The sequence below is a fragment of the Streptomyces sp. genome (genome assembly GCF_036566765.1).
Lineage (GTDB): Bacteria > Actinomycetota > Actinomycetes > Streptomycetales > Streptomycetaceae > Streptomyces.
In genome coordinates, this window is record NZ_DATCVQ010000533.1 from 1 (window position 1) to 24,132 (window position 24,132).

15 protein-coding genes, 2 tRNA genes and 1 pseudogene are annotated in these 24,132 nt (G+C 71.7%); 11 read left to right on the forward strand and 7 right to left on the reverse strand.

Annotated elements, in window-relative coordinates:
• Positions 1 to 59 precede the first annotated feature (59 nt).
• Positions 60 to 668, reverse strand: a complete 609-nt coding sequence (locus tag VIU94_RS30870) for a TetR/AcrR family transcriptional regulator (protein ID WP_331916378.1) — start codon at positions 666 to 668, stop codon at positions 60 to 62.
• A gap of 170 nt (positions 669 to 838) precedes the next feature.
• On the opposite strand from VIU94_RS30870, the gene VIU94_RS30875 reads away from it, so the two are divergent.
• Genes VIU94_RS30875 through VIU94_RS30885 form a run of 3 tightly spaced genes read left to right on the forward strand, consistent with a single transcriptional unit; the run spans position 839 to position 5,434 of the window.
• Positions 839 to 2,236 carry a purine-cytosine permease family protein gene (locus tag VIU94_RS30875; RefSeq protein ID WP_331916380.1) on the forward strand — a complete coding sequence of 466 codons (1,398 nt, stop codon included), beginning with the start codon at positions 839 to 841 and terminating at the stop codon, positions 2,234 to 2,236.
• Between the two features lie 26 nt (positions 2,237 to 2,262).
• On the forward strand, positions 2,263 to 3,921 hold the full coding sequence (locus VIU94_RS30880; protein ID WP_331916382.1) for an amidohydrolase: 1,659 nt from the start codon (positions 2,263 to 2,265) through the stop codon (positions 3,919 to 3,921).
• Positions 3,922 to 3,928: 7 nt separating this feature from the next.
• Positions 3,929 to 5,434, forward strand: coding sequence for an amino acid adenylation domain-containing protein (locus VIU94_RS30885; protein ID WP_331916384.1), 1,506 nt, complete (start codon positions 3,929 to 3,931; stop codon positions 5,432 to 5,434).
• 27 nt (positions 5,435 to 5,461) lie between these two features.
• On the opposite strand, the gene VIU94_RS30890 is transcribed toward VIU94_RS30885, so the two are convergent.
• The 3 genes from VIU94_RS30890 to VIU94_RS30900 form a co-directional block, all read right to left on the reverse strand.
• Positions 5,462 to 5,809, reverse strand: a complete 348-nt coding sequence (locus tag VIU94_RS30890) for a tetratricopeptide repeat protein (RefSeq protein ID WP_331916386.1) — start codon at positions 5,807 to 5,809, stop codon at positions 5,462 to 5,464.
• A gap of 100 nt (positions 5,810 to 5,909) precedes the next feature.
• Positions 5,910 to 7,073, reverse strand: a complete 1,164-nt coding sequence (locus VIU94_RS30895) for a peptidoglycan recognition protein family protein (RefSeq protein ID WP_331916395.1) — start codon at positions 7,071 to 7,073, stop codon at positions 5,910 to 5,912.
• Positions 7,073 to 7,765 carry a hypothetical protein gene (locus VIU94_RS30900; protein ID WP_331916397.1) on the reverse strand — a complete coding sequence of 231 codons (693 nt, stop codon included), beginning with the start codon at positions 7,763 to 7,765 and terminating at the stop codon, positions 7,073 to 7,075. Before VIU94_RS30900 ends, VIU94_RS30895 begins: the two co-directional genes overlap by 1 nt.
• Before the next feature lie 245 nt (positions 7,766 to 8,010).
• Here VIU94_RS30900 and VIU94_RS30905 point away from each other — a divergent pair, with 245 nt between their 5' ends.
• The 4 genes from VIU94_RS30905 (at position 8,011) to VIU94_RS30920 (ending at position 18,921) form a co-directional block, all read left to right on the forward strand.
• A complete protein-coding gene (locus tag VIU94_RS30905; RefSeq protein WP_331916399.1) occupies positions 8,011 to 8,436 on the forward strand; it encodes a hypothetical protein in 426 nt (141 codons plus the stop codon).
• 1,119 nt (positions 8,437 to 9,555) lie between these two features.
• Positions 9,556 to 17,130, forward strand: coding sequence for a golvesin C-terminal-like domain-containing protein (locus VIU94_RS30910; RefSeq protein ID WP_524540652.1), 7,575 nt, complete (start codon positions 9,556 to 9,558; stop codon positions 17,128 to 17,130).
• A gap of 1 nt (position 17,131) precedes the next feature.
• Positions 17,132 to 17,608: a hypothetical protein gene (locus VIU94_RS30915; protein WP_331916403.1), complete on the forward strand. Its 477-nt coding sequence runs from the start codon at positions 17,132 to 17,134 to the stop codon at positions 17,606 to 17,608.
• Positions 17,609 to 17,712: 104 nt separating this feature from the next.
• Positions 17,713 to 18,921, forward strand: coding sequence for a hypothetical protein (locus VIU94_RS30920; RefSeq protein WP_331916405.1), 1,209 nt, complete (start codon positions 17,713 to 17,715; stop codon positions 18,919 to 18,921).
• On the opposite strand, the gene VIU94_RS30925 is transcribed toward VIU94_RS30920, so the two are convergent.
• The 3 genes from VIU94_RS30925 to VIU94_RS30935 all read right to left on the reverse strand — a co-directional run bounded on the left by VIU94_RS30925 (position 18,909) and on the right by VIU94_RS30935 (position 23,076).
• Positions 18,909 to 19,250, reverse strand: a complete 342-nt coding sequence (locus tag VIU94_RS30925; protein ID WP_331916407.1) for a hypothetical protein — start codon at positions 19,248 to 19,250, stop codon at positions 18,909 to 18,911. The two genes, VIU94_RS30920 and VIU94_RS30925, sit on opposite strands and share 13 nt — an antisense overlap.
• Positions 19,251 to 19,265: 15 nt before the next feature.
• Complete coding sequence (locus tag VIU94_RS30930; RefSeq protein ID WP_331916409.1) at positions 19,266 to 20,231, reverse strand: pirin family protein; 966 nt, start codon at positions 20,229 to 20,231, stop codon at positions 19,266 to 19,268.
• Between the two features lie 166 nt (positions 20,232 to 20,397).
• Positions 20,398 to 23,076, reverse strand: a complete 2,679-nt coding sequence (locus VIU94_RS30935; protein WP_414721041.1) for an FAD/NAD(P)-binding protein — start codon at positions 23,074 to 23,076, stop codon at positions 20,398 to 20,400.
• A 147-nt stretch (positions 23,077 to 23,223) separates the two neighbouring features.
• Here VIU94_RS30935 and VIU94_RS30940 point away from each other — a divergent pair, with 147 nt between their 5' ends.
• From VIU94_RS30940 to VIU94_RS30955, 4 genes and pseudogenes are all read left to right on the forward strand, one after another.
• Positions 23,224 to 23,691, forward strand: coding sequence for an RrF2 family transcriptional regulator (locus tag VIU94_RS30940; RefSeq protein WP_331916411.1), 468 nt, complete (start codon positions 23,224 to 23,226; stop codon positions 23,689 to 23,691).
• Between the two features lie 65 nt (positions 23,692 to 23,756).
• Positions 23,757 to 23,829: transfer RNA gene (locus tag VIU94_RS30945), tRNA-Glu, on the forward strand.
• Positions 23,830 to 23,835: 6 nt separating this feature from the next.
• Positions 23,836 to 23,908: transfer RNA gene (locus VIU94_RS30950), tRNA-Gly, on the forward strand.
• 31 nt (positions 23,909 to 23,939) lie between these two features.
• Positions 23,940 to 24,132 (forward strand): annotated as a pseudogene (locus VIU94_RS30955) (short-chain dehydrogenase); the annotation flags it as partial.

The window sequence follows — 24,132 nt, forward strand, 5'->3', positions numbered from 1 at the left end:
CCGTGGCCGGTGGGGCCCGTCGAACCGTTGCCCTGGCAGCCGCAGGAGGCGGGCTGAGGCTAGGCGTGGCCGATCAGCCGGTCCGCTGCCGCTCGGGCGACCTCCAGGGCCGGGCGTGGGTCGGGGCCCGGTGTGCCTTGGCCGAGAACGACGCGGGTGCTCAATCCGTCGAGCAGCGCGAGGAGTTCGGAGGCGCGGGCCGGGACGTCGAGGTCCGGGAAGCGGCCTTGGGCGACGCCCTTGGCGAGCAGGCCTTCCAGGTCCTGTTGCCAGGCGAGGTCCATCTCCTCCTGGGCCGCGCGCAGTGCGTCGTTGGCGGCGGTGCGGGCCCACAGTTCGATCCAGAGCGTCCAGCGCGGGTCGCGGGGGCCGCGCGGCAGGTAAAGCTCCAGGAAGCGGTCGAGCTTCCGCTCCGCGGTGATCCGGCGGCCGAGCAGGGCGTGCCGCTCCTCGGTGAGCGCGGCCTCGCTCCAGCGCAGGGCGGCGAGCAGCAGCAGGTCCTTGGATCCGAAGTAGTACAGGATGTGGCCGCCGCTGGTGCCGAGCCGCTCGGCCAGCGCCGACATGGTCAGCGCGGCCAGACCGTTCTCGGCGATGGCCGCCATGGCCTCCTCGAGCATCCGCTCCTGGGCGACGTGCCCGTCCCGCCGTCGTGCTGCCCCTGCCACGGTCCCCGTCCTCGTGCCGCTCGAATGGTCGTCCGATCACCACGACCCTAACCGCAACCTCCAGGGTCTTGACGCCGCCGGGCCTCTTCGCACATCTTGAATGCCGTTCTACAACTTAGAACGCCATTCAAGAACCGGCCGTGCGCCGGTTCCGAGGAACGGAGCGCGCTGTGATCGAAACGCAGAACGCCGCGACCAGCGGTCGGGACGAGGTGTTCCAGGTCGAGGGCCATGGCATCGACCCCATCCCCGACGAAGAACGGCACGGCAGCGCCAAGGACGTCTTCTGGCTCTGGTTCGGCTCGAACCTCACCTTCACGTACGTGATCAACGGCGCCCTCGCCGTCGCCTTCGGGCTCTCCTTCTGGCAGGCCACCGCCGTCGTCGTGATCGGCGGCCTGTCCTTCTTCGCGATCAGCGCCGCCGGACTGAGCGGCATCCGCACCGGCACCGCGACCCTGGTGATCTCCCGCGCCGCCTTCGGCGTCCGCGGAAACTGGCCGGCCGGACTGCTGAACTGGATCGTCAGCATCGGCTACACCATCGTCAACACGGTCGTCGGCACCCTGGCGCTCGAAGCGTTCTTCGCCGACCTCGGCTGGTCCGGCGGCCTCGCGCCGCGCGCGCTCGCCCTCGCCGTGACCCTCGCGCTCACCTTCGCCGTCGCCCTGTGGGGCCACGCCACCGTCCAGTTCGCCGAGCGCTGGATGGCGTACGTGCTGGCCGTCGGCTTCGCCGCGCTGCTGGTCTTCCTGCTGCCCGGCGCGGACACCGCCGCCCCGGCCGCCGCGCCCGGCGCGTCCGGCTGGAGCCTCGCCTTCGTCGTCATGCTCGCCGGCCCCTTCTCGTACCTGCCGATGCCCGCCGACTACACCCGCTACCTGCCCCGCACCACCACGCTGCGCGCCGTCACCTGGAGCGGGGCGCTGGGCGGCTTCGTGTCCTCCGTCGCGCTCGGCGTCGCGGGCGTCGCCGCGGCCACCCAGACCGACATGACGGACGCCGTCGCCGGGGCCGAGCAGCTGCTGCCGGGCTGGTTCCAGCCGCTGTTCCTGGCTCTGGTCCTCGGCGGCTCGGTCACCAACTCGATCATCACGCTGTACTCGTCCAGCCTGAACCTCCAGGTCCTCGGCATCCCGTGGAGCCGCGCCAAGGCCATCGTGATCAGCGCCGCGGTCACCGCCGTCGGCTCGCTCGGCGCGCTCTTCCTCACCGACTTCACCGCCTCGCTGCTCTCCTTCCTCTCCCTGCTGATCATCGTCTTCGCCCCCTGGGGCGGCGTCTTCCTCGCCGACATGCTGCTGCGCCGCTGCCGGTACGACACCGACGCCCTGCACACCGGCGCCGGCGGCGGCTACTGGTACCGGGCCGGCTACCACCCCGCGGGCGTGACCGCGCTGCTCGCCGGCATGGTCTTCGCCGCCCTGACCTGCGACTCCGAGCTGTGGACCGGCCCGCTGGTCGCCCCGCTCGGCGGCGCCGACCTCACCCTGCTCGGCGCTCCGGTCGCCGCGCTGGTGTACGTGCTGCTCGCGCGAGGCCGGACCGCCGTCCCCGCCGCCTCGTGACCCCCCTCGCCCAGGAGCTCATCGCAATGCCCCGCACCACTCCTCCCGCGGACCTCGTCCTCACCCACGCCCGAATCCACACCGTCGACCCCGACCTGCCCGAGGCCGAGGCGCTCGCCGTCCGCGACGGGCGGATCGTCTGGCTCGGCGCCGCCGCCGAAGTGGACGCCTGGACCGGCCCCGACACCGAGGTCGTCGACGCGGAGGGCCGGCTCGTCCTGCCCGGCTTCGTCGACGCGCACAATCACGTCCGGCTCGGCTCCGACGACGCCTGCGTCCAGCTCGCCGGCGCCCGCACCCTCGACGAGATCCACGCCCGCATCCGCGACTGGCACGCCGCCCACCCCGACGCCGCGTGGATCGAGGCCGAGGCCTTCGACTACTCGGCGCTCGGCGGCGGCCGGATGCCCACCGCCGCCGACCTCGACCCGGTGACCGGCGACACCCCCGCGATCGTGCTGAGCTACGACGTGCACACGGCCTGGCTCAACACCGCCGCGCTGCGCCGCTGCGGCATCACCCGGGACCGCACCAGCGTGCCGTTCGGCGAGGCCGTGACCCATCCGGAGACCGGCGAACCGACAGGTTTCGTACGGGACTTCGCGGTCAAGGGACTGTCCCGCGAGGGCCACCGCGCGCTGCGCGAGCTCGGCGTGCCGTGGGCGTCGCCGGACCGCCAGTACGGCCGGCTGGCCCGCAGCCTCGACGATGCGATCGGGTACGGCATCACCACCGTCGTCGAGCCGCAGAACTCCCTCGACGACCTGGCCCTCTTCGAGCGGGCCCGCGCCGAGGGCCGACTGCGCTCCCGGATCGTGGCCGCGCTCTTCCACCCGCGCGGCACCACGGACGCCGACCTCGACGAGTTCGCCGCCGCAGCACACAGGCACGCCGACGACCGGCTGCGCGTCGGCCCGCTCAAGCTGTACATCGACGACGTCGTCGAGCCCCGGACGGCCGCGCTCCTGGAGCCGTACGTGGGCTGCGGGCACCACCGCGGCGAGACCTTCTACCCGCCGGAGGAGTTCGCCGAGCTGCTGACCCGGCTGGACGCGCGCGGCTTCCAGTGCTTCGTGCACGCCACCGGCGACCGGGGCATCCGCACCGTCCTGCACGCCGTCGAGCACGCCCGCACGGTCAACGGCCCGCGCGACGCCCGGCACCAGATCGTCCACGTCGAATGCCTCGACCCGGCCGACACCCCGCGCTTCGCCGAGCTCGGCGTCGTCGCCTGCATGCAGCCCCGGCACGCCGCACCGGAGATCGCGGGCCCCGGCCAGGACTGGGCGGAGAACATCGGTCCCGATCGCTGGCACAAGGCCTGGCCGCTGCGCAGCCTGCACACCGCCGGCGCGGTGCTCGCCTTCTCCAGCGACTGGAACGTCGCCGAGATGGACCCGATGATCGGCATCTACTCCGCCGTGACGCGTCGCCCGCTGGGCGGCGGCGAGCCGTGGACGGAGAAGGAGGCGGTGGACGTGGAGACCGCCGTCGAGGCGTACACGCGGGGGTCCGCGTACGCGAACTTCCTGGAGGACGAGCGCGGCTCGCTGACGGTGGGCAAGCTGGCCGACTTCGTCGTGCTGTCCCGGGACATCCTGCGGATACCGGCTGAGGAGATCCCCGGGACGGTCGCCGAGACGGTGGTGGTCGGAGGGGAGATCGTGCATCGGCACCGGGCATGATGACCGGGTGACCGATGACCTGGGGTGGGAAGCGCTGTTCGAGGGCGGGCCGGAGCTGCCGTGGCGCGTGCGCGGCGGGTGGTTGGACGGGCTGGAATTCAACCGGGGCGCGCCGGAGGATGTGCTGGTGCGGCTCCTCGACCACGGGGCGGACGGCTTTCTCTGGCGCGAGCAGTCGGAGGCGGTCGTCGCGGCCGCGATCGCCCACCCCGACCGGAACGTGCGGGGTCGGCTCGCCGAATGCCAGCCGGGGATGAGCGCCGAGCAGTGGACGGCGCTCATCCTCGCCGAGCCCTCGGCCGCCCGCCGCGAGATATTCGTGGAGCGGGCCGCGTGGGTGACCGACGGACTCACCGAGGAGGGCTACGAGCGGCTGGCCGCCGACCCCTCGCCGATCGTCCGCGCGGAGGCCGCGCGACTGCCGATGCCGCCGCGACTTCTGACCGCGCTCGCCGCCGACCCGGAGGCGGTGGTGCGCGCGGCGGCGTGCGGACCCGCGTGGGAGCACCTGACCCCGGTGGAGCGAGACCGGCTGTCGGCCGACGAGAACGCCGAGGTTCGCAAGGCTGCGCTGCTCTGCCGCCACAGTGACCGGCCCATGTCCCGGGCGATGCTCGAGACGTTCCACTGGCGCGTCCCGCCCGAGCGCTACCGGATCGACCGGGAACTCGCCGAGGAGCTGGTCCGGCACGAGGACCCGGAGGTACGGCGTGAGCTCGCCGCCCATCCGTACCTGGACACCGACCTCGTGCTGGCGCTCGCGGAGGATTCCGAGTACCGGGTGCGGCTCACGGCGTCCGTCCATCCGGGGCTCGACGAGGAACAGCGCGCGGCCGCCATCCCGTCGGACTTCGACCCGCGGGGGATGCGGCACGAACCGAAGTGGGTGGCGGAGCTGCACGACGACCCTGACGCCATGCGGCGGCTCGCCGCCTCCGCCCACCCGGTGATCCGCAGCGCCGTCGCCCGGGCCAAGCACCTGCCCCCGGACGTGGTGGAGCGGCTGGCGCGGGACGAGGACCGGGTCGTACGACTGTTCCTCGCCGAGTCCTGCGACGACGCGCCCGCCGACATGCTGCTCGAGGTCTGGCACTGGTGGACGGGCAGCTTCTCCAGCCCCGGTCGGCCCCGGACCCATCCGAACTTCCCGCGTACCGGCCTGCTCCGGTACGCCGAGGACCCGAACCCGCGGCGGCGCCAACTGGCCCTCGACGACCCGGAGTCCACGCCCGAGCTGGTCGAGCGGTTCGCCCTCGACCCCGACGACGAGGTGCGGGCGCGGGCGGCGCAGGACCCCCGGCTCTCGCCCGAGTCCGCGGTCCGGCTCCTGGACGACGCGGACGACGCCGTCCGGCACCATGCGACTGTGCACCCGGCGCTGCCGGCGCCCGTGCTGATCCGCCTGCTGCGCCGACCGGCCGAACCCCCGTACGGCCTTGTGGCCGCCTGGAACCCGTCGATCCCCGGCCCGGTCATGCACCGCATGATCGACTTGGCGGCCACCGGTCCGTGAACCGATGGCCGCCGTCAGTCGGTGAACTCAGTCGGTGAACTCGCCCGCCATAGCGGCCGCCATCCGCAGATGCGGTGCGGCCTCGTCCGGCCGGTTCTGGCGCTCCAGGGTGCGGCCCAGCATCATGCGGGCGTACTGCTCCACCGGGTCGCGGTCCAGGATCGCGCGCAGTTCCGTCTCCGCCCGGCCCAGCTGGGCCGAGTGGTAGTAGGACCGGGCGAGCAGCAGCCGCTGCGCGGTCTGCTCCGGCACCTCGTCGACCAGGCCGCGCAGGATCCGGGCCGCCGTGAGGTACTCCTTCGCCTCGAAGAACAGCTGCGCCCTGTCCCAGCGCTCGGCGGCCGTCCCGAACTCGTAGTACGTGTCGTCGCTCACCGGCGCTCCTTCTGCGTGTCGTGGGGCGCCGGGCCTTCCTGGCCCGGCACCCCCCTCAACACGCGCAGGCGCTTGAAGATTCCACTACTGGAGCGGAGGGCTACTGAACGGCGAGCGTGCGGATCGTCGGCAGGTCCGCGTACAGGTTGTTGCCCGGGCACTCGGTCGGGTAGCCGTCGCGGTGGCCGGATATCCGGTTCATCGTGACCTGCTGGCCGGCCGTGAACTTGCCGTTCGAGGCGGCGGCCGTCAGGACCACCGTGCTCGACGGGTCGTACCCGTACAGGCCCAGCTTCCAGGCGGCGACCGCGGACACGGACGCCAGCACCTCGGGCGTGCTCGTCACGTCGTTGTAGTTGCCGAGCACGGCGACACCGGTGGTGTCGGTGTTGAAGCCGTACGTCTGCGCGCCGAGCACCGGCTTGTCGACGCCGCCCGCGCGGCCCTCGAAGATCGTGCCGCACTTGTCGACCAGGAACTGGTAGCCGATGTCGTTCCAGCCCTGGCTCTGCACGTGGTACAGGAAGATCCCGTTCACGATCGACGGGGAGTCGGCGCAGGTGTAGGTGTTGGTGCCGGCCGTGTGGTGCACGAAGACGGCCTTGGTCTCCTTCGTGTACGTCGCCGGGTCCTTGACCAGGGCCTCGTTCGCACCCCACGCCGAGCGGGGCAGGATCGTCGGCTGCGGGGCGGGGGTGACGGCCGCGGCGGCGAGGGCCGTCTTGGCCGGGTCCGCCGTGCGCGCGCCGGAGGTCGTGGCGGGAGCGGCGGTCGGGTCGACCAGCTCGACCCGCAGCCCGCGCGGCAGTGTGGAGGCATTGCCGGACGCGCCGCGGACGCGGGCCTGGACGCCGTCGGCCGGGCCGGTCCACAGCGGCTGGGTGCCGGCCCGCACGCCGGCGTCGGTGCTGTCCGGGCCCGTCTCCGGGGTGCGGACGTCGAGTTCGAGTTCGCGCCACGCGGTCCACGCGCCGGTGGCGCGGTCGCGGACCCGGACCTGTGCGGTGCCCCCGAGCTGCGCGTGGGAGTCGCTCCAGGTGAGGCCGACCATGCTGAACGGCGCGGTGCGGCGGGCGGACAGCTCCCGTGCCGCGCGGTCCGTTCCCGGGACGACGATGCTGCGCACCGAGCCGCGTTCGGCGGCGGCCGGACGGGCCTGCTCCGCGGACGACGCGGGAGCGGCCGGGCCGAGCGTGCCGACGAGGACCGCGGCCGTCAGCGCGGCGGCCGGAGCGGCCATGGGGATGCGGCGCACGTGCGTCATCAGTATTCGCCTCCAGGAGTGGTGACCGCTCCCTGGGGAGCGGCGAGTTCGCTGCTGCACGTGGCCCGACCGAACGCGCCGGTCGCCGAGGACAGCTGGACGTGCTTGCCGCCGACGGCGAGCTTGCACGTGGCCTGCCCGCCCTTCGCGCCGAGGGTGATGCTCACGATCGGCTGCTTGCCGAGCGGCACGCGCACCGTCTTCCGCCAGGGCAGAGTCGCCCCTTGGGCGACCTCGGCCTTCCCGGCCCGGGCGGTCTCGCCCTCGCCGAGGAAGCTGATGTCGGCCGTGCCGGAGCCGAGCACCTCGTAGGTCACGTCGGCGGTGGGGACGGCGCGCTCCGCCGGCTTGTCGGCGGAGTCGAGGAGGCCGTAGCCGACGAGTCCACCGGTGACGAGGAGCAGCGCGCCGACGACGGCGGCCACGGCGCGCCGGTCGGAACGGAGGGCCGCCTTCTCGGATGCGTCGGTCTCATCCGAGGCGTCAGACGCGTCGGACTCATCCGCGGCGTCAGACGCCGCGGTCGCGGCCGCATCGGTCTCCGACGCCTCCGTCTCGGACGCTTCGGTCTCCGACGCCTCCGTCTTCGGCGCGTCCATCGCGTCGCTTCCGGTGGTTTCGGTGGCGGACGTGTCGGGCGTCGAGTCCTCGGTCGCGGACCCTTCGCTCTCGGTCGTATCGCTCGTTGGCATCGTCAGGCTTTCGTTCGGCGTGCATTCCCCGGACGCGAATGCGGCGGGATCAAATCCGCCCGGTTCTACACCAGGCGATCGAGACGTGGCAACAGGACGGAGAAATCGGGCATTCGCCTCCCCGAGTCGACAAGTGTCCGGATTGTCCGACGGGTTGACGGGTCATTGGAACTCTGATTAGAAATCCACCCCGGCAATGCAGGAGTGGCGCGCGATGCGCCGGCGCAATGGGGAGAGTTCTTCAGATGACGATGCGTGCTCGACTGGTCCAGTTCTTCGCGGTCCTCGCCCTCGCGGCGGGTTCGCTCATCACGCTGCCCGCTCAGCCGGCGGCCGCGGCCAACGGCTGCAGCGGCACCCTGGTGGCCTGGAACTCGTGGTACGACTCGGCGGGCCGTCTGGCCGCCAAGACCAACTACTACGACGAGGGCGCCAACACCTGCGTCAACCTGGTCGCGCAGGGCATCTACTACGGCCAGGCCAAGTACATGGCCATCAAGCTGTGCAGCAGCTACAACTCGGGCTGCGTCAGCGACGCCGGCACCTACTCGTACTACGCGGGCCCGGTCCGCCGCCCGTCCGGCGTGTGTCTGTGGGCCGTCTCCACGATGAAGAACTCGGCCGGCACCACCATCGTCAACAAGAGCACCTACGTTCCGCCGTGCGACTGATCCCCTGATTCAGGGAAACTGTCCGAGTTGTCTCATGAGTTGACTCGGCATCATCACGATGGCTAGAACCCCGAGACCTGAAACCGGCCGTTCCTGCGGCCGGTTTCAGTAATCCGGAGGGAATAGCACGTGAATGCACCATCCAGACGGCTGCTGACGGCAGCCGTCGCCGCCGCGATGGCCGGGACACTGATACAGCCGGTGTCACCGGTCTTCGCGGATTCCAAGCCGCAGAAATTCGACGAGGAGCAGTGGAGGCAGGACCTCAGGGACTGGGAGGACTCCGGTCGCGAGGGCGACCCGCCGGTCCTGCCCGCCGAGGGCGTCGTCCGCAACGAGCGGCTGCCCAAGGGCAAGCCCGCGGCCAAGGCCACCCGGGTCGCCGAGCTCACCGCCCGGCGCACCTCGCACTCCCGCTCGTGGCTGCTCGCCGACGGCCGGGTCCAGTCCGAGGTGTCGGTCGTCCCGACCTCCTACCGGGACGGGAAGTCCTGGAAGCCCCTCGACCCCTCAGTCACCCCCAGCGAGCGCGCGGGCTTCGACTTCGCCAACACCACCAACACCGGCCGCAGCTGGTTCGGCTCCGACTCGAAGCGGCTGCTCCGGTTCGAGACCGAGGGCGGCCACGCCGTCACCCTCGGCCTGGTCGGCGCAGCCGGCACGCTGAAGCCGGGCGCCAAGGGCAACACCGTCACCTACCCGGACGCCCTGCCGGGCGGCGCGGACCTGACGTACCAGGTCGGCCCGGGCAAGGTGAAGGAGAACATCGTCCTCGCCCAGCGGCCCGCCGGCCCGGTGAGCTTCACCTTCACCCTCGACGCCGACGGGCTCACGCCCCAGGCCCGCGAGGACGGCTCCGTCGAGTTCTTCGGCGAGACCAAGCACCCGCTCCTCGTCATCCCGCCGGCGTTCATGACCGACTCCCGCGGGGACGCCGACTCTCCGTACGGGTACGCCTCCAGCCACAAGGTCACACAGAAGCTGACCCGGTCCGGCAAGGACTGGAAGCTGACGGTCACCCCCGACGCCGCGTGGCTCGCCGCGCCGGAGCGGAAATACCCGGTCACCGTCGACCCGACCCTCGCGATCGCGCCGACGCCGTCCGAGTCGCAGGACACGATGATCCTGTCCTCCGCGGCCGGCACCAACTTCAACGACACCTGGCGGATGTCCGCAGGTCTCGACTCGGCCGGCAACGCCGCCCGTGCGCTGGTCCGGTTCGGGCTCTCCGGGGTCCCCGCCGGAACCAAGCTCGAGGACGCGCGCCTTCAGCTCTACTACGACCAGACCCACACCGGAGTGTCCGCGGGCGCTCCGGTGACGCTGGGCGCGTACCGGGCCACCGCCGCGTGGACCGCCGGCGGCGCGAACTGGAGCAACGCCAACGGCATCGTGGGCGAGCAGGCCGGCTCGACCACTCTGGTCGACGACGGCGACGCGGGCGCCACGGCGGCCCAGGGCGCCTGGCCCTCGTCGGGCAACGCCGCGTTCACCCAGTACGCGATCAACCGCGACTACCTCTACAACAAGGACGCGACGGCGGGTGACACGTACACCTGGCAGCCCAGGCTCCCCGAGGACGGCTCCTACCAGGTCGACGCGCATGTGATCCCCGCCGACGACCGGTCCACGACCGTGCCGTACACGATCACCTACGACGGCGGCAGCAAGCCGTACACGGTCGACCAGAAGACCGGAACCGGCGGCGTCTGGAAGCCGCTGGGCGCGCACCCGTTCAAGGCGGGCACGGCCGGAAAGGTCGTCCTCGGCGACGGCCCGGCGTCCGCCACCACGGCCGTGATCGCCGACGCGGTGCGGTTCACCAAGCCCGGCACGGTCTCGATGCCGGCGAACACGTACAACGCGTGGCACTCGTTCTCGGTCAAGGACACCGTCCAGTCCTGGATCGACGGCAACCAGACCAACAACGGCTTCGTCATCAAGGCCGTCAACGAGGCCGCGGGCGCGCCCAAGGGCGGCCCGCGCTACGAGGCCTCGGAGTTCGGCTACGGCGGCGAGACCGTCAACTACCCCAAGCTGGTGCTCACCTACGGCCGACCCAGCGTGACGCTGGACGCGCCCTCGGTGATCCACTCCACCGGCGCCGAGCTGAACTGGTCCGCCTACGCCGACCCGTCGGCCGCCACCGGCGACGACCTGGTCGAGTACCAGGTGCACCGGAGCGTCTTCCAGACGTTCACCCCGTCCTCGTCGACGCTGGTCTCGCCGGTCTCCGCCGGCACCACCGCGTACGCGGACACCTCGGCGACCCCGACCGCCGCCGACTCCGCCGACCCCTTCGGCCGCGCCTACTACTACATGGTCGCGGTCAAGACGAAGGACGGGCAGGTCGTCCCGGCGCCCACCCAGCTGGTCCGCCTGCCGAAGGCCGGCCGGACCACGAAGGTGATCGAGGCCGCCCAGGACACCACCCTGTCGTCGACCGAGTCGACCGTGGCGCACGACACCATCCAGGACGGCGCGCCGCAGAACTGGGTCACCGTCGGCAACAACTCGCCGACCTACGGCAAGACCCGCACCCTGCTGAAGTTCCCGGCCCTCGGCATCCCCGCCACCGCCCGCGTCCTCGACGCGGACATCCGGCTGTGGGGCACCCAGACCAGCCAGCAGGCCGCCGGCGCCGTGTACGAACTGCGCCCGCTCACCCGGGACTTCGACGAAGCCACGGCGACGTGGACCAAGGCGAACGGCACCACGAACTGGACCACCGCGGGCGGAGACACCGGAGCCCCGGTGGCCGACACCGTCCCGGCCCTGAGCAACGACCCGGCGCGCCACGAGTGGAGCGTCACCTCGCTGGCCCAGGGCTGGGTCACCACGCCCGCCTCCCAGCAGGGCGTGCTGATCAAGACGGCGAACGAGTCCGTCCTGCAGGAGCGGACGATCTTCCTGTCGTCCGAGGCGAGCGAGCAGCGGCTGCGCCCGCGCATCGTGCTCACGTACATCGACTCCACCACCGAGTCGACGTACTTCGCGCCGCAGACCCCGTCCCGGATGATCCCCGGCGACACGCACAACGTCGAGGTCACCCTCACCAACACCACCGCCTCCGTCTGGAGGGCCGCCGACCAGGTACTCAGCTACACCTGGGCCCTGCCGGACGGCACCGACAAGACCACCGGCGGCAACCAGGTGCAGACCGCGCTGCCGGCCGACGTGTCGCCCGGTGAGACGGTCACCGTCCAGGCGACGGTCAAGACGCCGATCAACTCGGACGAGGGCAACAAGCGCACCGACTACGTCCTCACCTGGGACGTGCTCGACAAGACCGCCGGGACCTGGCTGTCGGCGACCGGCGGCATCGCCGGCCTCAAGCAGAACGTGGCCGTCGAGGACCCCACGTCCAACCAGCTGGGCCTGGAGAAGTTCTACTCGTACGCGGGCAAGAACACCGGCGCCGGTTCGTCCGTCATGAACAACACGGCGGCGGGCAACGCCGTCTGGCAGTACAACGCCTTCAACAACCCGGGCAGGGGCCTGGCGACGTTCGTGCGCTTCGCGTACAACTCGCTCGACACCTCCGACACGGTCCTCGGCCACGGCTGGTCCGCCCAGGCCGCCGGACCGATCCGGCTCGGCGCGGGGCTCGACTTCCACCCCAACCCGAACCCGACCGAGGTGACCCTGCCGGACGGCGACGGCACCGCGCACGTCTTCCGCTGGGACGCGGTCAACAACGTCTGGAAGGCGCCCGCGGGCGTGCACTACCTGCTCCAGCAGAAGGCCGGCGTCGACTGCAAGCCGTCCAGCGACGGCGACCCGCAGGCCTGGTCCATGACCCGGCCGGACCGGACGCAGTTCTTCTTCGACTGCGACGGCTTCCTCACCTCCGTCGTGGACAAGAACGGCAACACGCAGGCGTACACCTACGAGGAGCGCAAGTCCAACAACAAGCCGGTGAAGTTCCTCCGGTACATCACCGACCCGGCGGGCCGGCAGACGCTGACCGTCGAGTACTACACGAAGGCCGACAGCTCCAACCCCAAGATCATCGACCACGTCAAGTCGATGACCGACATCTCGGGGCGCAAGGTCACGTTCGAGTACTCGGACAAGGGCCTGCTGACCAAGCTGACGGACGGCGCGGGTTCGGCCCAGCCGAAGGTGTTCGCGTTCACGTACGACGCGACCCAGGGCAACAAGAACGTCAAGCTCGTCAAGGTCACCGACCCGCGCGGCAACGACACCTCGCTCGACTACTACGCCCCGCAGGCCGGTGACGACCCGAAGTTCCACTGGAACGCCAAGACCGTCACCGACCGGCGCGGCGGCGTCACGGGCTACCTGTACACGGACCCCGACGGCAGCGCCGGTTCGACGATCCAGACCAAGGTGACCGACGCCGAGAACCGCGTCACCACCTACCTCACCGACGGCTACGGCCGGGCCAGCCGGATCACCAACGCCAAGGCGCAGAAGACCCAGTTGAGCTGGGACGCGGACAACAACGTGACGCGCCTGGAGGAGGACAACGGCGCCGTCACCACGTACGCGTACGCCCCGAAGACCGGCTACCCGCTGGAGAAGAAGGACGCCGAGGCCAACAAGAACGGCACGGCGGGCGAGACGTACACGTACCAGACCGGTCTGAACGGCTACGTCGCCGACCTCTACACCAAGAGCTCGCCCGAGGGCCGCGCCTGGCAGTTCGGCTACGACACCCGGGGCAACCTGACCACGGTCACCGACCCCCTGGGCGTCTCGACCCCGACCGCCGACGACTACACCACGCGGTACGAGTACGACGCCAACGGTCTGCTCACCAAGGCGATCGACGCCAACGGCAACGCGACTGCCAACAGCGACTTCGGTCCGACCGGCTACCCGGCCACGATCACCGACGCGCTGGGCAAGTCCAGCACCTTCGTCTACGACGTGCGCGGACAGGTCACCGAGGCGTCCGACCAGCTCGGCAAGAAGACCACGCAGTCGTACGACACCTTCGGCCGCGCCCTGGTCAGGACCGTGCCCAAGGACCAGGCCGCCGGCGTGCTGCTGACGACGCCCGCCCCGGTCTACGACGCCAACGACAACACCACGCAGACGACCGCGCCGAACGGCGCGGTGTCCACGGCGGTCTACGACGCGGCGGACCAGGTGACCTCGGCGACCGAGCCGAAGGACAGCGAGACCGCGGGCGAACGGCGGTCCAGCTACACCTACGACAAGGTCGGCAACCTCAAGTCGGCGACCGAGCCGAAGGGCACCGCCACCGCCGCCGACCCGAACGACTACCTCACCACGAACACCTACGACGAGATCTACCAGCTGACCTCCGTGGTGAACGCGGCCGGTGACACGATCGCGTACGACTACGACAACGTCGGCAACAACGTCACCACCCGCGACCCGAAGAAGAACGCGACCGCGGACACCGCCGACTTCACCACGAAGACGGCCTACGACCTGAACCACCGGGTCACCACGGTCACGGACGCGGCCGGCAAGACCACCGGGCGGGAGTACGACAAGGACTCCCTCGTCACGGCCACCACGGACCAGGAGAACAACCGGTCCCTGTCCGCGTACAACGCGCGCGGCCAGCTCGTCGAGACGAAGACCCCGTACACCGGGACCAGCCCGTCGATCACTTACCGGACGACCAAGTTCGACTACGACCAGGTCGGCAACAAGACCAAGACGATCAGCCCGCGCGGTGTGGACACCGCGAACACGGAGGACTTCACCAACGAGACCACCTATGACCCGCTGAACCGGGTGCTGCGGCAGATCCAGCCGTACGACCCGAACGACGCGCGCTACAACAAGAAGGTCTGGACGGAGACGTCCTACGACGCCGCCGGACGGGTCTCGAAGGTCTCGGCGCCGCCGTCGGAGGGTCAGACGGTCCGCAACGACACTGCCTACACCTACTTCGACAACGGCTGGACGAGGACCTCGACCGACCCCTGGTCGATCGTCACCGGCTACGACTACAACGAGATCGGCAACCAGACCGCCCGCACCATCACCTCGGCCGGCGGCTCCTCGTCCCGGACGATGGGCTGGGACTACTACCCGGACGGCAAGCTCAAGACCCGTACGGACGATGGTGTGCCGGTCGGCAGCGCGGTCGTCCTGGCCGACAACTCCGACACCCAGAGCACGTCCGCGACGGGCGCCTGGACGAAGGGCAGCATCACCGGCCAGCAGGGCTACGACCACCAGGTCCACGCTGCCGGCGCCGGAACCGACGCCTTCACCTGGACCCTGAACATCCCCAAGGCCGGAAGCTACACGGCCTACGTCAAGTTCCCGCAGGTCACCGGGGCCGCGACGACCGCGAAGTACACGGTCACGCACTCCGGCGGCACGACGGACGTCACCAAGGACCAGAACGCGGCCGCCGGCACGTGGGTGAGCCTCGGCTCGTTCACCTTCGCCCAGGGCAACGCGGCCAAGCTGCAGCTGTTCCAGAACAGCGGTGGGGCGGTCGTCGCCGACGGCGTCAAGCTGGTCCGCGACAACTCCGCCGACACCGACACGGAGAAGCGGACCTTCGGCTACGCGTACGACCTGAACGGCAACATGACGTCGATCGACGACACGTCGTCCGGCGCCAGGATCGACGCGTACACGATCGCCTACAACAGCCTCAACCAGGTCCAGAAGGTCACCGAGGCACTGGCGGGCCAGGCGAAGACGGTCACCGACTTCACCTACGACGCCAACAGCCAGCCGGACACCGTCACCCACCCCGACCAGTTCGCGAAGTACACCTACGACCTGCGCGAGCAGGTCAAGACGGTGTCGGTCGGCAAGACCGCGACCGACGCCGCCCCCAAGGTGACCACCTACACCTACACCGACCGGCAGCAGAAGCTGCGGGAGGTGAAGGGCAACAAGAACACCGTCGACTACACCTACTACCTCGACTCCACGCTCAAGAGCACAGCCGAGAAGAAGGCCGACGGCACCCTGGTCGCCGAGCACACCTACACGTACGACGCCAACGGCAACAAGGCGCAGGACGTGGCGAAGAAGATGAACGCCGACAACCACGCGGCGTACCTCTCCTCGACCACCGACTACACCTACGAGCCGGCCAACCGCCTGGCCAGGTCCGTCAAGACGGGCAACGGAGCCGGCACGGAGACGTACGTCCACGACGACAACGCCAATGTCGTCAGCCAGTCGGTCAAGAACGTGACGACCTCGTTCACCTACGACCGCAACCGGCTGCTCTCCTCGACTGCCAACGGCGCCACGGCCGGCTACAACTACGACCCGTTCGGCCGCCAGGAGTCGGTCACGGGCGACGGACAGGTGATCGAGCGCAACACCTACGACGGGTTCGACCACGTCGTCGAGAGTGCCAAACTCAACGAAACGGGTGGCCTGACCACCACGAAGTACACCTTCGACCCGCTGGACCGCACGGTGTCCAAGACCGCCGGCGGCAAGACGACCGACTTCGACTACCTCGGCCTGTCCAAGGAGGTCCTGACGGAGGAGGTCGCCGGCCAGCTGACGAAGTCGTACCAGTACAGCCCCTGGGGCGAGCGGCTCTCGCAGGTCAAGAAGAACACCGACGGCACTACTGAGGACGGCTACTACGGCTACAACGGCCACACCGACGTCGAGACGCTGACGACCAAGGACGGCGACACCAAGGCCACCTACGGCTACACCGCCTACGGCAAGGACGACGAGTCCGAGTTCACCGGCATCGACAAGCCCGAGGCCGGCCAGCCGGACAAGGAGGCGTACAACCCCTACCGCTTCAACTCCAAGCGCTGGGACGCCGAGTCCGGCACGTACGACATGGGCTTCCGCGACTACGACCCGGGCCTGAACCGCTTCACGACCCGGGACATGTACAACGGCGCCCTGGCCGACATGGGCCTCGGCACCGACCCGATGACCGGCAACCGCTACGCCTTCACCGGCGGCAACCCGGTCAGCTTCGTCGAGCTCGACGGCCACATGATCTGCGGCGCCCCGGGTGTCTGCGGCAGCGAGGGCTACCTCGACTGGTACTTCTCCCAGGAGGACAAGACCGACGTCACCGAGCCGGGCGACGGCGAGTACTACGAGAACGACACCCCGATCGACGCGCCCACGCAGGTCAAGGAGGACGACCGGCCGTACAACTCCGCGCCGTGGTGGCAGAAGTGGCTCAACCACGACTACGACATGACCCTCATCGGGACCATGGCGGCCGGAGCCCAGGCGCTGCGCCACTTCTACGGGTTCACGCACGCGGCGGACCTGCTGGACCACTGGCTCGACGGGTCCGGCGACGCGTACGAGATCAATCCGGAGGACATGATGAAGGACCTCCCGGGCTTCAACAAGCTCGTGGAGGCCCAGGTCACCAACGCGCAGAAGTCCGGTGACGACTACGACAGCGGATGGCAGTCCGCCACCGTGGCCGATCACATGCAGGCGGGCGACAAGGGACCTGCGGTCCAGGACTGGTGGTACGCGCTGAACGGCTACCAGTACCGGGTCCAGGGCTCCAGCTCGACCACCGACGGGAAGACCACCACCACGGTCACCGTGGACGTGTTCAAGCGGTACAACTGGGGCAACGTGGCGGGCGGCGTGCCGCGCGGCGACGTCGGTCCCGGACAATTGATCCGCCAGAACGACCTGGCACAGATCCATGCCGACGGGCTGTCCCAGGACTTCAACGTCTGGGGCACCTACAGCTACACGATTGGTGGATGAGATGAAGCGGCAGCCCGGTAGAAGGGCGGCGACCGCCCTTCTGGCCGCGGCCCTGGCCCTGACGGCCACCGCGTGCGCGAAGGAGGAGGAGCCCAAGAAGTACCCGGGCGCCTTCCCCCAGGGGCACACGGACGTGAGCGCGGAGCAGGCCTTCCGCGACCACGGCGTCGTCAAGCCGGCGTCCGCACGGGACCTGGGCTACAACGCGTGGTCAGCGGACGACAGCTATCCCCTGACCGCCGTCTTCACGATCGGCTGCACCGGCGCGCCGGGGTTCGCCGCGGCGAACGGGCTGCGCGGCGTTCCGGAGCTCAGCCCGGACACGGTCGCCGTCGAGGTCTTCGCCAAGGATCACGGCTGGACCGACACGGGCTCCGGTGACACCCGCTATCTGCGGGAGAAGAGCGCGAACGGCTCGCGCCTCGAAGTGCTCGTCCATGCGTCGGGCGAGGAGTGCCGGGTGTACCTGAAGAGCTAGCCTCGGGTCCGCCCGTCTCTTACGCTCCTCTTCCGCCGCACACGGTGGGCCGCGTCGATCCAGGCGTGGCCTACTGTGTGCGGTTGGGAGAGGAGCGTTTCTTGATGTTCACGGACACCGCGGTCCTTCTGGAGGCCGCGGTGGTGGCCTCGGCGGCCGTGTCCCTCGCGGTGGCGCCGAGGATCGTGGCGCGCGGTCCTGGACAGGCCGGCCGGACCGCGCGAACCGTCGGGCCCTTGGCGGCCCTGGTCGCGGTGACCGCGCTGATCTTCCTCAACCAAGTGCTCTTCACCGTGTACGTGCTGCGCGTGCACGGCGGCGACCCGTCGTTCGTCGCGCGCTACCTGCCCGACGGCTGGTTCGCCCTGGCGGACGGGAACCCCGCCCTCCGGCGGCTCGCGGCGGTCTTCCCCGCGCCGGAGCTGCTGGCCCCTTCTGTGCTGCGGGTGCAGGCGTTCCTGGAACTGCCCTTCGTGCTGCTCGCCTTCGCGACCGTGCTGCGCTGGCTGGACCCCGGTCTGTACCGGCGGGTCGCCCGGTCGCCGCTGATGTGGTGCGCCGCGGTCTCGTACACGGTGGTCTTCTGCGTCGTGGAGTGGGACCTGCGCAATCCGTACACGACGGACGACCTCGTTCTCAGGGCACTGTCGGCGCTCGTCACCCCGGCGTTGATCGCGGCGACGGCGGGGAGGGCGGAGGAACGGGCCGTCCGACTCTCCGCCCCCGGGCTCCTGCTCTTCATCGCCTCACTCGGCGCACTGGGCTATCTGGTCCTCGTCGTCTACGACACCGCGCTCCTCTACAACCTCGGGAGACTGCCCGACCGGCTGCCCGGCGCGGCGCTCGCCGTCGGCGTGCTCGTCGCCGCCCGCCAGGCTGCGGCCCGGCTCCCCGAGCCCGCTGCCACCGGGACCGCCGTGGCGGCGGTGGGGCACGGGCTGCGTTGGTGGCTCGCGCTGTTCTTCGTCCCCGCGCTCGCCGTCCGGTACGGCGTCACCTTCGGTGCCCCGCTGCTCGCGGCGGGCGCGGGCGTACTGGTCGCGGCGACCGCGAGCGTCCTCGCCGTACGCCAGGCGCTGGCCGAGGCCCCACGGGGCCTTTCGGCGACCGCGTCGGCGCTGCTCGTGCTCCGGCTCGGCTGCGCCCTGCTGGCCGGCCTGCTCGCGGCGTACGCGGCGGTCCGCTGGGCGACCGACACCTACTACGAGGCCGCCCTGCTGCGCGCCCTCGCGGCGTTCCTCGTGACGGCGATCGGACTGTGCGCGGCGAGCGACGCGTGGCTGCGCAGAGGCGAGGCGGCTCAGAGCGGGTAGTCCTCGCCGTCGTCCCCCTGCACCTTTGCGCCGAGCAGGGCGGCGACCGCGCCCATCTTGGCCAGCAGGACGACGTCCGGGTTCTTCGCCGTGACGACGCCCTCGCGGAGGTCCAGCCAGGCGCCGTCCGCAGCCGCGTGGGTCACCATGCGGGCCAGCAGCGGGTTCTCGTACCGCAGGACGCCGCCCTCCGTCCTGGCTTCCGCGGCCCCGGCCATCTCCAGCTCGGGGTCGGCCTCGACCAGCGCGGACCACTCGTCCGCGCCGATCGGCGCGCCCTCCTCGTCCCACCACACGGCGCGCCGGGTGATGTGCACGTCGTACCCCATCGCTGTACCGAAGGATCAGCGCACCCGGCCGCGCGGCTTCAGCGGGACCGGCGGCATCTCCGGGGCGGCCAGCGGGGCGCCGTCGTAGCCCTTGACCTCGCCGAAGCGGGTGCCGGTCGACCAGTCCTCGCGGGCCTGGCGGATCTCGTCGTGGCTGCGGCCGATGAAGTTCCACCACATGACCAGCTCCTCGTCGAAGGGCTCGCCGCCCAGGAGCATCAGGCCCGCGTCCGAGAGCGCGCGGAGCGGGAGTTCGGTGCGGCCGCAGCCGAGGTAGAGCATCGAGCCGGGGAGCAGCGGCACGCCGTCGACGTGGGCCTCGCCGGACATGGACAGGACCGCGTACTCGAAGTCCGGTTCGAGGGGGAGCGCGGTCTCGGTGCCGGCGGTGAGGGCCAGGTCCGCGCCGACGATGGGGGTGTACGTGGTACCGGGGGAGCGGGCTCCGTCCAGCTCGCCGAGGATGACGGTGGCGTTCACTCCGGCGGCCGTGACCCGGGGGAGCTCCGGGTGGTGCTGGAAGTGCGGTTCGACGTGCCGGTGGGCGTCCGGCAGGGCCACCCAGAGCTGGGCGCCGTGCAGGAGGCGGGCGTGCGGGCGCGGGCTCTCCTCCGAGTGGGAGATGGCCCGACCCGAGGTCATCAGGCCCAGCTCGCGCGGCCGGACGGTCTGCAGGCTGCCGGTGCTGTCGCGGTGCAGCACCTCGCCCTCGTGCAGCCAGCTGACGGTCTGCAGGCCCATGTGCGGGTGGGGCGGGACTTGCATGCCGGGCTCGTCCGCGATGTCGTCGGGACCGTAGTGGTCGACGAAGGCCCAGGCGCCGACCATGCGCCGGCCGAGGTTGGGCAGCAGCCGGCGCACCTCGGTCGACTCGCCGATCTTGACGTGGCGCGGGCTGAGAAGTTCCCGCACCGGCTCGGCGACGACGAAGCCGCGTCCGCCGCAGACGCTGGGCGTGGGCTGACGGTCAAGGTTGCTCATGGGCCACAACCTAGTGGCCCGACGGGCATCGGCCAGCCGTTTTCGCCGGGTGAAACACGCGGCGACGGGCGGGGCCCCGACGCCGCGTCAGGCGCGCGCAGGCAACCGCGTCCCGCGCGCGCCCGGGGCGGGCACGGTGTGGGTGACGCCTCGCACCGCGCGCCCGTCACCCCAGCGCCGCCAGCCGCCGAGTGTCCAGCGGCGAGTCGCGGCGGTCCAGGCGGGTCTGGAGGAGGTGGCGGGCCGCGTCGCTCTGGCCGGACTCGACCAGGGCGTACAGGAGGGTCTCCTCGACCACCTCGCGCTGGGCCGCGCTGCCGCCGACGCGGCGCAGGGTGGGGAGCAGGGCGCGCAGGCCCTGGACGGCCGTCGGCCAGTGCTCCTCCAGGACGGCCTCCAGGGCCGCGCACAGCGGGGCGACCACCTCGCGCTGGACCTCGTCCGCGCCTGCCGCGTGCCGCCGCAGCCGGCGCAGGCCCGCCAGGTCGCCGGCCGCGGTCAGCGCGACCGCGCTGTGCAGCGCGGTGAACGCGGTCGCCGGACGTTCGACGAGCTCGGCGGCGACCGAGTCGAGGACATGGTCCACCGGCATCCGGCCCTGCCAGTTCCGGCACATCCGGGCCCGCCACAGCAGCGAGCCCGAGTCGACGAGAGCCCGCACCCCGTTGACCCGGCGCGGCGCGAGCTGCGCGAACCAGCGGCGGCGCACCGCCTCCGGGTCGTCCAGGGCGAGTTCGTGCAGCGCCACGTGCCAGGAGAAGTGGGCGCGGTGGACCGCGCCGCGGCCGTGCCCGGAGATCCAGCCGTCCAGCCAGTCGCGGCCGGTGTGGTGGTCGCCGGACTCGTAGTGGACATGGGCCAGCGCGTGTACGGCGTGTCCGGAGGCCGGCTCGGCGGCCAGCGCCTCCCGGGCCAGGACGCCGGCCTCGTCGATCCGGCCCTCCTCCTGGAGCAGGAAGGACCGCAGCGAGGTGTGGAACCAGTGGCCCTCGTACGCCGGCGCGGTGTGCGTCACCAGCCGCTGGGCCAGGCTGCCGTCGAGGTCCCCGACGCCCGAGAACGCGATGGTCGGCACCGCGGTGCTGAGCGCCAGCGCGTCGCCCGGGAACCGTTCGAGGTGGTCGACGAGCGCCCGGTCGCCGTCGTCCGCGCCGATCCGGCGGCCGACGACGTCGACGAAGGAGCGCTCCCGCTCGTCGCCGCGTTCCGCCGCGGCCCGCCGCGCGTCCGCGAGCGCCCGCGGTACGTCGACGTCCGCCCCGCATTCGTGCCCGAGCAGCGCCAGCGCGGCGTGGCCGAGCGCGAACCCGGGGTCGAGTTCGACCGCGCGGGCGAAGGAGTCCGCCGCCTTGGCCCGTACCGTCACCACTCGGCCGAGCCCGGAGCGGTACGCCGCCGCGGCCGCGGCGTGCGTGGACAGCGGCAGCCCGAACTGGTCCGTCGGGCGGCGGCGGGCCGGCCGTACCCGGGCGGCCGGCGCGAGCACCGCCTCGGCGACCTCCCGGGCCTGGGCGCGGATCTCCGGGATCGCGGTCGTCTCCCACAGCTCGCCGCGCCGCGGCGCGCCGAGCGTGAACAGCGGCCGGGCGGCCCCGCCCCGGGCGTCGACCAGCCGGCCACCGTCCGTGGCGACGCCGATGCCCAGCGGGCCGGGCGTCGCCAGACCCGCGGCGAGCAGGCCCGCCCAGAGCGGGTCGCCGTCCGCGCGCATCCCGGGCCCGGTGCAGTCGACCAGCCAACCGACGTGCAGCTCCCGGCCGTCGGCGAGCGAGACGGCCAGCCGGCCGTCGTCCAGCGGCCGTACGGCGGCGACCCGTCCGGCGTGCACGTGCAGCCGGTGCGCGGCGCGGATACGGGAGACCGCCTCGGCGGTGGTCGGCGCCATCCGGTGCCGGTGCACGTTCCAGCGGGTGGCGTCGCGGCCGAGGAACTCGGTGCGCTCGTCGTCGCCGAGGCCCTGCCAGAGCCCGGCGATATGGGGCCGCAGCCCGTCCATCGCGGGCCGCCAGTCGCCGTGTTCGCGCATCGAGGCGGCCAAGTGGCGGCGGATCGTGGCCCGCAGCCGGGGCAGCGGGAGGTCGGCGAGGCCGGCCGGGGCGGGGACCGGCGGGAGCGGGGCGACGGCGTGCGGCCGGGGGAGCAGACCGCTGCGGGACAGCGTGTGGACGGTGCGTCCGGGCCGGTCCAGGACGAGCGCGAGGTCGACGGCGGTGAGCCCGGCGCCGACCAGCAGCACGTCGTCCGCGTCGCCGACCGCGTCGAGCGCGCCGGGGGCCCAAGGGCGGGCCACGAACCGCTCCGAGGCGCGCAGCTCCGGCGGCGCCCAGCCGGACGTGCCGGGCGCGGGGCCGGTCGCCAGGACGACGGTGTCCGCGGTCAGGGTCGTGCCGTCGGCGAGGTCGAGGACGAAGCCGTCCGCGCCCTCGCGCGCCGCGCACCGGGTCGCGGCCGTGCGCAGCCTGCGCACCGCGACCGTGCCGTGCGCCGTGATGATCGCCCGGCCGAGCGTGTCGGCGAGGTACGAGCCGAAGCGGTACCGCGCCGCGAAGTCCCCGGCGGTGACCGTCGATTCGCCGTGCCGGCAGAGCCAGCGCTGAAAATGGCCGGGATCGTCCGGGTAGCAACTCATGCCGCCGACCGGCACGTTGAGCCGGTGCGCGGGGACCTCGGTGGCGTACGCGACGCCCCGGCCCGCCTCCGGGGCCGGGTCGATCAGCACCAGCTCCAGCGGAGTGCGCCGCCGCGCGGCCGTCTCACAGAGCTGGACGGCGACCAGCGCTCCGGCCGCGCCCGCGCCGACCACGGCCACCACGGGACGAGGGGAGGCGGGGAACTCTGAAGCCACGGGAACCACGGGAACCACCTGAACCTCCGGCGTCGGGGCGGGTGTCGCTCGCACACTAGGAAGTTCACTATCTCGATGAACAATGTGCAGAGACAAGCCCGCCGCACCCCGGCCACCATTTCCCGCCACACGTGAGACATTGAGGCGGTGAGGATCTCAGCGCGCACGGACTACGCGGTACGGGCCATGGCGGAGCTCGCCCGGTCCCCCGAGCGGCCCCGGAAGGCCGAGGACATCGCAGGCGCCCAGGACATCCCCGTACGGTTCCTCTTCGTCGTCCTCAGCGAGCTGCGCCAGGCCCGGCTCGTCCGCAGCGAACGCGGCCCCGACGGCGGCTACGCGCTGACCCGACCGCCGGCCGAGATCACCCTCGCCGACGTCATCCGGGCCATGGACGGCCCTCTCGTCAGCGTGCGCGACCTGAAGCTGACCGGTCTCGCGTACGAGGGGGCCGCCGCCCCGCTCCCCGATGTCTGGCGCGCCGTGCGCACCAGCCTGCGCCAGGTCCTGGAGGGCACCACGCTGGCCGACCTGGCCTCCGGCGAGCTGCCCGACCTGGTCAGGGAGCGGGCCCGGGAGTACACCGACGACGTACGGACGTACCCGCCTCGGTGACCCCTGCCTCGGTGACCCCGCCGAGCCGACCTCGCACGGGCCGACGATATGATCTCCGGCACTGTCCGGACGTAGCGCAGAGGCAGGCGCGCCGACTTTTCAGGTCGAGTCACGTCGGTTCGAATCCGACCGTCCGGGCAGCCCGGTCCTGTAGCGCAGAGGCAGTCGCGCCCTCCTGCCAGGAGGGGACACGCCGGTTCGAATCCGGCCGGGACCACGGGACGGCACGACAGCGGGGCGGGGCAGGCATGGAGCAGATCAGCGACGAGGAACTCGCCGCGTTCGATCGCACGGTCGGCAAGCTGCGCGCCCTGCCCGCCGACGACCCGGTCCGGCTCCGCGCCGAGCAGGTCGCCGCCTCGTTCGCCCGCGACGGCCGGCACCGCCGCCGCAAGTCCCGCAACGACGCCCGCGCCGCGCAGGACGCCGCGCTGGTGGCCG